The organism is Hominiventricola aquisgranensis (assembly GCF_040096225.1).
GTDB classification, from domain to species: Bacteria; Bacillota; Clostridia; order Lachnospirales; family Lachnospiraceae; genus Hominiventricola; species Hominiventricola aquisgranensis.
The window spans coordinates 1-12,746 of the sequence record NZ_JBBMFC010000010.1 but is presented as its reverse complement, the minus strand read 5'-3'; the positions used below and the strand labels follow the sequence as shown (position 1 = coordinate 12,746).

Annotated in this window: 13 protein-coding genes; all 13 read left to right on the top strand. The window is 51.4% G+C overall.

The annotated features are described in order from the left end of the window. The first annotated feature begins 114 nt into the window (after positions 1-114). Positions 115-642 (top strand): DUF5697 family protein, encoded by a 528-nt coding sequence (locus WMO62_RS06935; RefSeq protein ID WP_173015234.1) that lies wholly within the window; start codon positions 115-117, stop codon positions 640-642. Next, positions 643-1,305, top strand: coding sequence for a DUF6100 family protein (locus WMO62_RS06930; protein WP_006873396.1), 663 nt, complete (start codon positions 643-645; stop codon positions 1,303-1,305). A 172-nt stretch (positions 1,306-1,477) separates the two neighbouring features. Beyond that, positions 1,478-2,563 (top strand): hypothetical protein, encoded by a 1,086-nt coding sequence (locus WMO62_RS06925; protein WP_349144243.1) that lies wholly within the window; start codon positions 1,478-1,480, stop codon positions 2,561-2,563. An 11-nt stretch (positions 2,564-2,574) separates the two neighbouring features. Next, positions 2,575-4,515, top strand: coding sequence for a VirD4-like conjugal transfer protein, CD1115 family (locus WMO62_RS06920; protein WP_243139229.1), 1,941 nt, complete (start codon positions 2,575-2,577; stop codon positions 4,513-4,515). 34 nt (positions 4,516-4,549) lie between these two features. After that, complete coding sequence (locus tag WMO62_RS06915) at positions 4,550-6,046, top strand: S1 RNA-binding domain-containing protein (RefSeq protein WP_050624202.1); 1,497 nt, start codon at positions 4,550-4,552, stop codon at positions 6,044-6,046. Positions 6,047-6,315: 269 nt separating this feature from the next. After that, positions 6,316-7,512, top strand: a complete 1,197-nt coding sequence (locus tag WMO62_RS06910) for an AAA family ATPase (RefSeq protein WP_006873400.1) — start codon at positions 6,316-6,318, stop codon at positions 7,510-7,512. Position 7,513: 1 nt separating this feature from the next. Continuing rightward, positions 7,514-8,161, top strand: coding sequence for an RloB family protein (locus WMO62_RS06905; protein ID WP_118560360.1), 648 nt, complete (start codon positions 7,514-7,516; stop codon positions 8,159-8,161). Positions 8,162-8,284: 123 nt separating this feature from the next. Continuing rightward, entirely contained in the window at positions 8,285-8,776 is a 492-nt protein-coding gene (locus tag WMO62_RS06900; protein ID WP_243167434.1) for a DUF4320 family protein, read from the top strand. Between the two features lie 8 nt (positions 8,777-8,784). Next, positions 8,785-9,285, top strand: a complete 501-nt coding sequence (locus tag WMO62_RS06895; RefSeq protein ID WP_227589408.1) for a hypothetical protein — start codon at positions 8,785-8,787, stop codon at positions 9,283-9,285. 74 nt (positions 9,286-9,359) lie between these two features. Next, complete coding sequence (locus WMO62_RS06890) at positions 9,360-9,929, top strand: DUF6550 family protein (RefSeq protein WP_215725542.1); 570 nt, start codon at positions 9,360-9,362, stop codon at positions 9,927-9,929. A gap of 80 nt (positions 9,930-10,009) precedes the next feature. After that, on the top strand, positions 10,010-11,707 hold the full coding sequence (locus tag WMO62_RS06885; protein WP_227589409.1) for a DUF8193 domain-containing protein: 1,698 nt from the start codon (positions 10,010-10,012) through the stop codon (positions 11,705-11,707). Next, on the top strand, positions 11,679-12,191 hold the full coding sequence (locus WMO62_RS06880; protein WP_003499633.1) for a prepilin peptidase: 513 nt from the start codon (positions 11,679-11,681) through the stop codon (positions 12,189-12,191). Before WMO62_RS06885 ends, WMO62_RS06880 begins: the two co-directional genes overlap by 29 nt. A 12-nt stretch (positions 12,192-12,203) precedes the next feature. Beyond that, positions 12,204-12,746, top strand: a 543-nt coding sequence (locus tag WMO62_RS06875; RefSeq protein ID WP_494337519.1) for a CpaB family protein, incomplete at its 3' end; no start/stop codon positions are given.

The window sequence follows — 12,746 nt, the reverse complement described above, 5'->3', positions numbered from 1 at the left end:
GCCTAAAAGCCAGTTTTGCCAGCCAGATCATCTTTTTAGCTTACACTGACTGGCTTTCCTTCCTATTTAATGCGTCTTGAATACGCCTATATTACGCCATTGGAGGTGATACCCATGAAGACCAGGGCTGAAATCTATGGAAATGAAGCTGCGGCTCTGCTGCGGATCGTCACGATGTATCCCGGTCTCAATATGCAGCAGCTTCTTTGCTTTCACCCTGGCAAAGAAGAAATCATCAAGACCCTGCTCTCCCATCTGCAAAAGCAGGGCCGTATTTTTCAAACTGATACAGGCGGTTACTTTCCGTCTGGTTGGGCAGCAAAATCAGACAACTCCCTGATACGGGCTGTCTGGGTACTCTTGGATTTTATCGGGCAGGTGGAATACCATGCTCCCGGTGATTTTCCGGTCAAGCTTATCTTCTTTGCAAACGGTGAACTATATGAAATCGTCTACGCAGCTTCCGGCCAGGAGGCCCTAATCAACCATGCGCTTCGGGATGACCGCAGCGGTGGACGCCGCATCATTTTGGTCGATAATCCGGAAGACATTCGCCGCATTGACTGCCCTGGCATTTCCGGTTTCTGCACCGTGGATGCAGCGGGCCAGGTGCATTACTTTAAGAAAACAGGAGGAACTTGATTGGAACGAAAAATCATCTCACACCGAATCGGAAGCATTCTTGATGATATATCCCGTTTGAGCAATGCTCTTTACGCGATGGATACCACGGATATTCAGCGCTATCCGGACAACTATGAAGTCTTATCCACTGACGCCGCCCTGCGGGCAGAGAAAATTGCCTGCAGGCTGCGGCATTTGATATATTCCAGCACCACCATCCGCAAAGGCGATTACCTGACATCCGCCGGTATTGTACACGGAATTGAGGTTGTCTATGAGGACGGTGTACTGGAGGTCACCCTGCCTGGTCTGCTCCCAAAACGCAAGCAGAGGCAAAACACTGAGTTTCTGCTCGACCCGTTCTACTTCTCATTGGAGCAATACGCCAAAGAGCATCCCATGCCCCGCTTCAGCGATTGTGTGGTGTGCTTTACGCAGGTTTATGACCAGTGCCTTCCCACCCGGCGTATCCGTGACTACGACAATCTGGAAGAAAAGCAGCTTCTGGATGTCCTCTCCACCTTCGTCATGGCTGACGATACCGGCCTGCTCTGCGATGCCTACAACACCGCTGCGCTGGGCGAAAAGGATTGTACCAGAATCAGTGTCATGGAAAAAAAGCGGTTTCCCGCCTGGCTTGCTGAGCATGAAAACACCCTAAAATCCATCTCGGATTTTTGAGCATTTTCAGCCATTGCTTGTCCGACCTACCGCAACACCGTATTTCGCCCCGGATTTCGGGGCTTTTTTCTGTCGTTACACCACGGATTTTTACCGAAGTTCCTTGCAGTCTCGGTAAAAGCCACACACCACAAGGAGGTGATCACTTGGGAAATTCCCACAGCCAGACACGATGGCGTACAGGCTTCTCTCTCTGACTGCCATCTCCGGCGAGTTCCCCACAGACCAGCTTAACAGACTTCCCGGCAGTCCGTATTATCTGGAGTCTGTTGTCACTGCACTGAAAAAAGACGGGCTGCTGCGTACCTATTACCGGGATAAACTGCGCGGCTACCGTTTGGGGCCGCGAGCCAAAGCCACTCTGCTGGAAAGCCGGCCGGACAGGTTTGCCAGCTATCTGACAGGAGATACCGACACCAACCGTTTGAAATGCGAAATTGACCGAAGACTCCGGCTACACCGCCTGGCAGAAACCTATGTGACCATGGATAATGCGGGGGTATGTGTGTATCGGGATGAAAAACCGGCAATTTTTGCGCCGGAGGGTTACGCTGGCGGCAGGATTGTCTATCCTGCTTTTTTCAGTTCGAGAGAAGTGAAAGAAATGGGGATCGACACCACGAAGATCCGCAGTTCCCGCTCCACTGGAATACTCCTTGCGCCCTCCGGCATCTTCGTGACCTACAACAGCAGCAGCGCCCTGATGAAGTGGCGCTACAAATCGGAAATGCGGGTCAAGGCATTGATCTGGAGCGTAATCTGCCAACAGCGCCTGTCCCAACAATTTCGCCATGAGGATGTTCATGGACTGATTCTGGGCAACAGCATGGATCTGGCTTACCAGATCTTGACCAGCACCGGAGGACGCAAACATGATTTCTTCATGCTGGATGGCAGCTATGAGCATTTTCTTTATCTTACCAACGACCATCAGGGGGAGGTGATACTTGCACTGCTGTGCGACCCTGGGAAAACTGCGGAGCTGAATCGCATTCTGCTCCAAGGTCTTACTGCGAGGCAGCCCGGACTGGCTATTGAGCATGACGGAATTTCACCGGACGGCTCACCAGTCCTGTTTGGCTATTTCTGTGATCTGCCCCGTATCGCACGCTTTAACACCTCTCTCGAACTATCCGAGCGCCCGGGCATACTGATCTGCTTTGACTTCCAGGCAGAGGTACTTCGCAGCTACTGCGGTTCCCGGGTGCGCTTCCAGACCATTGATTTCACAAAATTCGAGGGGAGGTTGTTCCCATAAACAAGAAAAAACTGATCGTGAGCCTGATTGCAGCGCCCTTTGCCATTCTTGCGATCCTATACGCAGGCGGCTTTCTGGCGCAGCTTTTGGGCAACTATGCAACCTGGAAACAGGGCGGCGGCATTCCCGGCGATGGTACTTCACCGCTGGCCGCTTCGCCCGACTTCCTTCTCTGCCTTTCCTCTGTGCTCCGACCGCCTTATGGCGTGTATGGCATCTTGATCTGCATTGGCTTGTTAGCAGTGCTGCTCATCATGGTCATGCGCATGGGATATGGTGATGCCGGCGAGTATGATGAAGACCGTAATTTCTCCTACTCCGCCAAAGGCACTTATGGCACCTCCGGCTGGATGTCCCGCAAAGAGATGTCCGGCGTACTGGATCTGGTGCCTGATCTGCGAAAACACAAGGGTGTTGTACTGGGTATGCTGGATGGCAAAGCAGTCTGCATACCGGAAGATACCAGAATCAACGGCAATCTGGCCGTCTACGGTGCCAGTGGTTCCATGAAAACCCGTTCGTTTTGTATGAACCGTATCCTTCAGGCCACTGTCCGAGGCGAAAATAGCGCCGGAGAATCGCTGATCATCTGCGATCCCAAATCGGAATTGTACGAGAAGTCAAGCGAATTTCTCCGCAGCCGGGGCTATTGTGTCAAGGTATTCAACCTCGTTTCGCCTGAAAACTCAGATTCCTGGTGCTGCCTTGCCGAAGTTGAGGGACAGGAACTAATGGCCCAGCTTTTTGTAGATGTCATCATCAAGAACACCACGAACAACGGCAAGAGCGACCATTTCTGGGATGCCTGCGAGATGAATCTGCTCAAGGCCTTGGTACTGTATGTGGATCAAGGCTATGCGGAAGAAAACCGCAACATTGGCGAAGTCTACCGGCTGCTGACTCTCAATGGAGAATCCCAACTTGACACATTGTTCGAGGCGCTTCCTTCCACGCACCCTGCCAAAGCACCCTACAGCCTGTTCAAGCAGGCCAGCGACACAGTGCGAAGCGGCGTGATTATCGGTCTGGGCAGCCGCCTGCAGGTATTCCAGTCTGAGCTGATTAAAAAAATTACCGCTAAGAATGAGATCGATCTGGAACTTCCGGGTCAGCAGCCCTGTGCCTACTTCCTCGTTACCAGCGACCAGGACAGCACCTTTGATTTTCTGGCCTCGCTGTTTCTATCTTTCTGCTTCATCAAATTGGTGCGATATGCAGACCACAACTGCGAGGGCGGCAAACTGCCTGTGCCTGTCCATATCCTTGGGGAAGAACTGACAGCGTGCGGCACAATCCCAGACCTCTCCCGCCGGCTCAGCGTAATACGATCCCGGAATATCTCCATGTCCTGTGTGTTCCAAAATCTCGCAGGATTGCAGAACAGATACCCGCAGAATTTGTGGCAGGAAATCATTGGAAACTGTGACGCGCAGTTGTTTTTAGGCTGTACAGACCAGCTTACTGCCGAATTTATTTCTGCCAGGACAGGGCTTGCCTCTGTAGCAGTATCCAGTAAATCCAAACAGCTGGGCACCTGGCGTATCTCCAACTATACACCAGAGTTTCGTGAGACCTCCGGTGTTGGAAAACGCCCTGTACTTACTCCTGATGAAGTCCTGCGGCTCCCGCTGGATCAGGCGCTCATCATCATCCGTGGCAAGAAGGTTCTGCAGGTAGACAAAATGGATTACTCCAAACACCCGGAAGCCAAGTACCTGCGTTCCTGCAAAGCATCTGCCCATGTGCCGGAATGGCGCCGCTTGGAAGAAGAAGCCGCCAAAACACCGCAACCCACGCCGAAACCGGCTCCTGCAGCAAAGAAACCGGCAAAGCGCAAAGCCACCAAGCCGGCATCCCCCACGGATAAATCACCCAAAGAGACTCCGACCCCTAAATCTGCCGGTACGCCGGAAGGCATTATCACCACAGACAAGGATTCCATCCTGTCTTAAACAAAACTATCAAATTCATAGGAGGTTTTAATCTATGGCAACCAAGAAAAAAGAACTTCTGGAACAGGACACTCCTGTTACCGAAACCGTTATGTCGGAAGATGAAACTCTGCCGGCCGATACCGCTCAACCTGAATCCCTTCCTGCTGACGCTGGCGATGGTCTGGATTTGAACGAACTGCTGGGGCAAATGGATCAGCCCCTGGAGGACACCTCTGCCGAAGATATGGCTGAAGATCCCCTTCCTGAACTCACCGAGGAGGAAATGTTCGGGGATACGCCTGCTGAAACAGACGATCAAAGCGCTGCTCCCACTGATATGCCGGAAGACTCTGATGTGCAGCCGCCTGATGTTTACGAAGATAATGCCGACGCTGTGCAGGAACCCCCTGCACCTCCCAAGCCCAAGCGTACCAGCCGAAAGAAGAAAGAAGCTGCTGCTCCTGAAGAAATTGTCACAGAGGAAGTCCCTGCCGAGGCTGCCGATCCGGTGGCTACAGCCGATACTATCCCTGATGCGGAGGAACCTGCTGTGGAGCCTGACGTTTCTGCCTTGGAGGAAGCTGCCGCTCCTGCCCCCACTCCTTCTCCTCCCCGGCGCCAGCCCCGCCCCCAGCGCGGCGAGGCCCCCGTCCTTACCATCCGCAGCCGGGATGATGTCGAGACTGCCGAAGACCGGGATGATGTAATCTGGCATGAGATCCATAATGCCTACCGCACCCGCAAGATCATCACCGGCAAGCTGGGCGGCATTGAACAGCTGGACAACCGCAAGACGGTGGCAGTTGTGGATTACAAGGGATTCCGTGTTATTATCCCTATCAAGGAAATGATGATCAATCTGGGCCGCAGCCCTTCCGGTCAGGAATACGCCGACCTTATGCTGCGCCAAAATAAGATCCTTGGCAACATGCTCGGTGCTGACATTGACTTCATCGTGCGTGGTATCGACTCCAAGACCCGCAGCGTAGTTGCCAGCCGAAAGGAGGCCATGCTGCGCAAACGCCAGATTTTCTATCTGGATACGGATGCTGCCGGTATGTACCGTGTCTATGAGGGGCGCATCGTCCAGGCGCGTGTGATTGCAGTGGCCGAAAAGGTTGTGCGCGTGGAAGTTTTCGGCGTTGAAACCTCTATCCTTGCCCGTGACCTTGCCTGGGACTGGATCGGTGACGCCCATGAGCGTTTTTCCGTAGGCGATGAGGTTCTGGTCCGTATTCTCAGCGTGCGGCGCAACAGTCTGGAGGACTTGGGCATCAAGGCTGACATCAAGAGTATTTCCGAGAACACCGACAGGGACAACCTGCAGAAGTGCCGTATCCAGGGCAAGTATGCCGGCCGTGTCACAGATGTCCACAAGGGCGTTGTCTATGTGCGCCTCTCCAATGGCGTCAATGCGGTAGCCCACTCCTGCTATGACTACCGGATGCCCGGCAAAAAGGACGATGTATCTTTTGCTGTCACCCGTCTGGATATGGAGCGGGGTGTGGCCGTAGGTATTATCACCCGGATCATCCGGCAGAACCTGTAAGCGAAAGTAGCCTGGGGAGCAAAATAAACTGCTTCCCAGGCTGCCTTCTATCATTGGCTCACCACCTTCTTTATATTAAATTTTTGACATCCGCACATTACTTATGTGTAATTTAATGTGTGGTTGCCATTTTTGATTGACAACCACATATCCTCTCCACACAACCATCCTCTTAAACCCTCTATATAGATTTTTATTTTTCATTTTCGTTGATTTTTCACAAAAATGCGGATATAATATATTATAGCAAGGATTTAGGAGGTTGTTTTATGCTGATTCAATTTAGTGTAGAGAACTTTCTCTCTATCAAAGATAATGTCGTGTTATCCCTGCTTGCCAGTAAGGATAACGAACATCCGGAACACCTGATTGTGGACGGAAACAAAAAGCATTTGAAGTCTGCCGTGATTTACGGTGCCAATGCTTCCGGAAAGTCCAATGTCTTGAATGCATTTTGGTTCATGGTAAATTATGTGCTGACTTCGCATAACCAGCAGCTCCACAAAACCATTGAGCGTTCGCCGTTCAAGTTTGACCGGGAAACACCCTCTCGCCCCAGCAGCTTTGAGGTCATCTTCACCACAAATGGCATCCGATATGCGTATGGCTTTTCTGTAACAGACAAAGCTGTTATTGAAGAATATCTGTATTACTATCCCAATGGCAGGCAGGCACTCATTTTTGAGCGAAAAGACACAAAAGATTTTCGCTTTACCGTTGATGTCGATGAACAAAATACTCTCAAGGATCGCACTTCGGCCAACAAGCTCTATCTGTCTGTCGCATCAAACTGGAGCTATTCCAAAGTGATTCCGGTTCTGGAATGGTTTGCTTCCTGCCAGATCATCACGAAAAATTCTGTTGCAGACGCCTACGGCCTTGAAGCAGAACAACTCAAAGATGATGACTACCGGCATGTGATCGCCTCTATGCTGCGTGTTGCAGATTTTGGCATACAGTCCCTTCAGATGCGTGATACAGAACCCGCTCCTTCTCAGCGTAATGATATCTTTACCAATATCGAGGCCATTCACACGGTACAGGATACAGAGGGAAATACTTCTTCCTACGCGCTGAACATGGCAGAGGAATCTGATGGCACCAACAGTTATTTCAAACTGATCGGTGTTGTAAAAAAGGTGCTGGATGAAGGAACGCTTCTTGTCGCTGACGAGATGGACGCTCATCTGCATCCTCTTCTGACAAAGCATCTGGTCTCGCTTTTTAACAGCGTGGAGTTCAATCCAAATGGAGCCCAGTTGATTTTCACATCACACAACACCAATCTTCTTGACCTGGATGTACTGAGGAGAGATCAGATTTGGTTTACCGAAAAAGACGAGCAAACAGCGGCTACCGATCTGTTCTCCCTTTACGATTTTTCCATCCGCAAGGATGCCAAGGTGGAGAAAGGCTATCTGATTGGCCGTTATGGTGCAATCCCCTTTATCAAGGGAGGGCTGTAAAATGGCACGTGGAAAAATTGAAAAGCGTGGACAGCGACGCAGAAAAATAAAGCCTGTCATTCTGATTGTAACGGAGGGTTCTCAAACTGAGCCTAAGTATTTTGAACACTACCGCAACCGTCAGACAAACATTGATATTCGTGTGGTCGGCAGCCGCACCAGCGGAGGTGAAACAGATTATCTCAGCCTGATCCGGAAAGCCGTGGAATATCAGAACAAAAATCAGATTTCCGTATCAGAGGGAGACTCTGTATGGGTAGTTGCAGATGGAGATGTGAACTACAACAACCCTGACCCCATCACTGCAAAGGACAGTCTGCTCTCCAAGGCAAGGAAAATGGCAGATGCGAAGGGGATTCAGATTGCACTCTCCAATCCCTGCTTTGAATTTTGGTATCTGTTGCATTTCCAGTACACCACCAAATTTTTCAAAGACTACCCCGCAGTGAAAAACGCATTGACCACTTATCTCCCTGATTATGAGAAAGCTGGCGATGTATATAACCAGTTAGCAGAGCATACAGCCATTGCGATTCAGAACGCCAAACGTGTAGAGCAATACCATCTTCAAAATGACAGCAGCAAACCGTTTGGAATTGCTGTCAATCCATTTACCGACATCTATCAGCTGGTGGAATCACTGCTGTAATGTTGCAAAGAAACATGGTTGGCACAAAATTGTCTCTACATTGGCACAGTCCTGCCCTTTCGCCGTAAATCCATATCTGTTATACTTGGTACAGTCAAAACTTTGCATAGCAGCCGCTCCGGTTTGGAGCGGCTGTTTTCAATTTCAGTAAAGGTGGTGGTTTCTATTCTCTTTCAAAAAGCCCGGAAGGTGCTGAACAACGAGCGGGGCGAGGCCAACTATTTCAGTACGGTGGTCTTCATCTTCATCGCTGTCCTGCTGCTGGCCTTCATTATTGACCTGTTCAGCATCATTTCCACCAAGCAGGAACTTGACCATGCCGCCGATCAGATGGTCAAACAGATCCAGCTTTCCGGCGGCGTCAACGGCGAGACCGATGAGCTGTTTGAATTTTTGAGTTCTCAGATCGAAGGAGCCGAAAATATTTCCTACTCCATTGACGCTACCTACACATCACCCAGGCCATCCGGTATGACAAATGCCATCCAGTTGGGCACCCCCTTCTTCATTACTATCGAGGGAGATGCTAAACTGGGCGGGTTCTGGAATTTTGACCTGGTAAACATCACAGTTGTTGCCCGCGGCAGCGGCGTCAGTGAGCACTACTGGAAGTGAGGTGACCTATGAAACGTATATTCCTGCAGCTGAAACAGCTGCTGCGAAACGAACGGGGCGAGATCACCTTTTTCGCCTGCTTTTTTGTGGTAGGCATCATGATGCTGATTTCCTTCCTGCTCCTGTACGCTTCCATCCGGATCACCTGCATCAACATCCGCAACGGCGCTAAAATGGAGTTAAATAACCTTAGCGGCACGATTTATGCAGATACCTACCGTTCCCAGCGTGAAACTAACTTTGAAGAGTACCTAAATACCCTTTACTCCAGCAGTGACTATACCGACATGCTGGAGGCTACAGTGGCAGGTGGCCTGGACTCCAAGATTCCGCTTTCAACGGAGGATTACAAGGTTTCCGACATCAGCCTGGAGTTCAATGTAGAGGATGGACGGGTTGAGTACATCTTTTACTGTGACGTGGAGTTCTATGTGCGGATGTTCGGCCACAGTTATCCGGCTATCACCCAACGGGTGGAGCTGACAGGCTACCACAACACAAAATTCTAACCCTACTGTTGAAAGCCCGGCACATTCTACCGTATAGGCTTTATATAACAGCAAAAAAGGAGTGTATGTAAAATATGAAGAAGTTTTTCCAATCCAAAGGCTTTATTGTTTCCTCGCTGGCTCTCCTCTGCGTCACTATTCTGGGTGTCTGCTGGTTCGTAAGCCGCGACCGTACCGGAGATTTTAGGCCGGATGAATCCCCACCCAGCAGCGTCACCGGCGATTGGTCAGATGGCGGCACACAGACAGATGGTGATAATGGAGCAGATGCTTATGCCCCCGGCCAGTCCACAGATGCCGAAGAAGAATATCCCAAAGTAACCTCCCAAACGGAGGATGAGGTTGTGATCGACTTCACCGATACTGAAAAGCTTGAAGAAACGCCTCCTCCGGTGCCGGAAGGTAAGACCGAAATCAAAGATCCTGGTCAGGAGCATACCGTCAATCCCGACCCGTCAGTTCCGGAGGTTACTGCCCCGCCCGCCGAGCAAGCGCCGCCCAGCAATGAGCCGGTTCCAGGCTCCAGCAACGGAAATGGAGCTGTATATGATCCGGTGTTTGGCTGGGTTGTTCCCGGCAATGTACAGCAGTCCACCGGTGACAGCGATGGAGATCTGAACAAACAGGTCGGCAATATGGGCTGATTTACTACAACTGAATATGGCACTACTTGGCCGTCACAGGATTGTGGCGGCCTTCCTATTTTCAAAAGGAATGGAGCGTGATGTATTTGAAACGACTTCTCGCCTTCCTATGCTGCTTTACCCTTGTTTTCTGTCTATTCCCCTCCTCTGCCTTTGCAACGGGCGGAAATGGAAACATAGATGGCGGCGGTGGCAGCATGGGTCATGGCACAAGCAGCAACTTCTGGAACTCAGGCAACGATGGCGTCCGCATTACTGTTGTTGACGCATCCAGCGGAACTGCCGTATCTTCTCCGCTGGACTTTTCAAACCGGACGCAGAAGACCAGTCTTCTCCATTTTGGGAAAGTCAACAAACTGCAATACCTGGGCGGCGCCGGCCTCTCCCTCCAGTCCGGCGTTGCCTATTCCTGCATTAGACCTACGCAATCTATGCCCACAATCGTCAGCAGCAAGGGGCAGAGCAACATCGAAGCCATCAAACGGTATTTCTGTTCTGAATATGCGTGCATGATGGTCGCTCAGGCAGCCGGAGTCGATTATGAGCGGATGATTGCCGGCGAGTACAAGCTGCTGATCGAGCCCATTGCCTATTTCACGCACAACGGCCAGTATTACTGTATGACAGCTACTGCCGCCGGCCTGTATGATCAGATGTCCGGCGGCAATCTGCGGAAAACCATGACCTCGCTTACCCATAAAAATCTGCCGCTGTCAATGTTCCTGGAATTCAGCGACCTTGGCATCTCCGCCTGGACAGGCAGCACCACTGGAAAGCAGAACAATTCCGACATCATCAGCACCCTTGGCGTTGGTATCGTCTGGTTTGATGAAGCTCCGCCGGAAGGAGAAATTGAGGCCCCTGATGTCGAATACCGAGTAGATACGGATGTGATCACCGCCGTCACACTGCGGACAGATCAGGATCTGACGCCGGATAATCCGGCATCGGTTACCTTCCATATTCTCGGCACCACCTACCGGGTCAATGATATAGTGATCCCAGCCGGTGACAGTCAGGTAGTCTGGGTCAAATGGCATACCCCCTCCACCCCACAAACCGTGACCATTACAGTATCTGTCAGCGGTGCCTATACCGCTCAGGATACCTTTGTCGCAAAAATCGTGGATCTGAATGAGCACATTCCACCTGACCCTGTGGCAACCGACACGAATCCCGGCTACTCTGTGCCGCCCCTACCCAGTGAAACGCAGAAGCTCACTGCCAACTGGGGCGTCTGGAGCTGCTACTGGGTGCCTGTATGGGTATGGTGCGACCACGGTGAAGATGGCGGGCACTGGGTGGATGAAGGATATTGGGAATACGAATATACGGGCTACTCCGCTTCCATCAGCGGCGAGATGTCCCTAATGCCAGATGATATTGTACCCACAGCATCCGGCAAGACGATGAAAAGCGGGTACGGCGTTAAAACCGAAGTGCGGGCAACGCTGTCCACAGATGCCCCGACCAGCCACATTACTTATCCCCAAACTGCTTTTTCCGTATTTCCTGAGTTCCAGTATCAGACCTATCTGCGGCTTCTGCAGCGTTCCGGCGGCCAAAGTGCAAAATTCATCTTCAAGCCCAACGAGTTTTCCACCTATGACCGGACAGTGCATTTCACACCGCTGTGGTTCCCAGATGCCACCGACTACACCATCTATACACAGGTGTGGGATACCTGGACTCCTGACGGCATGTTATCCATCAACCTAAATGACTATGTTTCGATCCAAGGGAGCCTTTATGATGACTGGTATACCAATCGAGAATAACCTCTGGACAGCTTACCTGCTTACCATATTTTTTGTGGTGGCCGGCTTTGCTGTCTACGATGTGCTTTACAGACGGGTGCCTGACCGGGCACTCGTCTTTTTTATCCCCTTAGCTGCCCTGGCGCCGGTCCTGCAGGGGTATTTCCTGTTAAACCATGGGCTCCCGCCGCTCTTCCTCTGGCCGGTCGCTACCCATGCCCTGGTAGGCGCCCTGCTCGGCTTTTGTATTCCATTGGCAGCTGCACTGGCAACAAACGGCACCGGTCTGGGCGGCGGGGATATCAAGTTCTGCGGGATATTAGGGCTGGTCTATGGCCCTTCCGGCATGGCGCTGGTCTTTCTGACTGCCGCTGTTACCGCAATGCCTGTGATCTTTCTTCTCAGGCGGCTTTATCGAACTGGGCAGCCCCTTGCTATCCCGTTCCTGCCATTTCTCGCCTGTGGCTGCTGTACAGCGACCCTGGCCCAACTATTTTTAAGATAGGAGACAACGCTTATGAAACTGAATAACCGATTCATCTTCGGGATCCTCTCTCTGCTGTTGGCGGCAGTTATCGCCTTTGTGGCACTTCCAACCATCGCCCGTCAGACCAATGGAAAAGAGGAAATCGTCCGTATCACCCAGCCGGTATTGAAAGGCGAGCAAATCTCGTCAGAAAATGCCGAGGTGGTTGAGGTAGGCGGCTATAACCTCCCCTCCAACATCGCCCATCAGCTCTCCGATGTAAATGGTCTTTACGCTACCGCCGACTTGGCTGTGGGTGACTATATCCTTACCAGCAAGATCAGCTCTGTACCGGTTTCGTCCGATGTGGCGCTCAACAGCATCCCTTCCGGTAAGGTCGCTATCTCGCTGACCGTTAAAACACTTGCTTCCGGCCTCTCTGACAAGCTTCAGCCCGGTGACATCATCCGTATTTACCACTTTCTTGATACGGCGGCCGAAGTACCGGAACTGCGTTTTGTCAAAGTATTGTCCGTCACAGACTCAGACGGCATCAATGTGGATAATGCCAAGGAGCCCACGGAGGATGAAGAA

Excerpts from the sequence above, each read along its gene's own strand:
- WMO62_RS06935 (WP_173015234.1), top strand. The coding sequence starts at position 115 with ATGAAGACCAGGGCTGAAATCTATGGAAATGAAGCTGCGGCTCTGCTG.
- WMO62_RS06925 (WP_349144243.1), top strand. The coding sequence starts at position 1,478 with ATGGCGTACAGGCTTCTCTCTCTGACTGCCATCTCCGGCGAGTTCCCC.
- WMO62_RS06915 (WP_050624202.1), top strand. The coding sequence starts at position 4,550 with ATGGCAACCAAGAAAAAAGAACTTCTGGAACAGGACACTCCTGTTACC.
- WMO62_RS06910 (WP_006873400.1), top strand. The coding sequence starts at position 6,316 with ATGCTGATTCAATTTAGTGTAGAGAACTTTCTCTCTATCAAAGATAAT.
- WMO62_RS06905 (WP_118560360.1), top strand. The coding sequence starts at position 7,514 with ATGGCACGTGGAAAAATTGAAAAGCGTGGACAGCGACGCAGAAAAATA.
- WMO62_RS06895 (WP_227589408.1), top strand. The coding sequence starts at position 8,785 with ATGAAACGTATATTCCTGCAGCTGAAACAGCTGCTGCGAAACGAACGG.
- WMO62_RS06890 (WP_215725542.1), top strand. The coding sequence starts at position 9,360 with ATGAAGAAGTTTTTCCAATCCAAAGGCTTTATTGTTTCCTCGCTGGCT.
- WMO62_RS06885 (WP_227589409.1), top strand. The coding sequence starts at position 10,010 with ATGTATTTGAAACGACTTCTCGCCTTCCTATGCTGCTTTACCCTTGTT.
- WMO62_RS06880 (WP_003499633.1), top strand. The coding sequence starts at position 11,679 with ATGATGACTGGTATACCAATCGAGAATAACCTCTGGACAGCTTACCTG.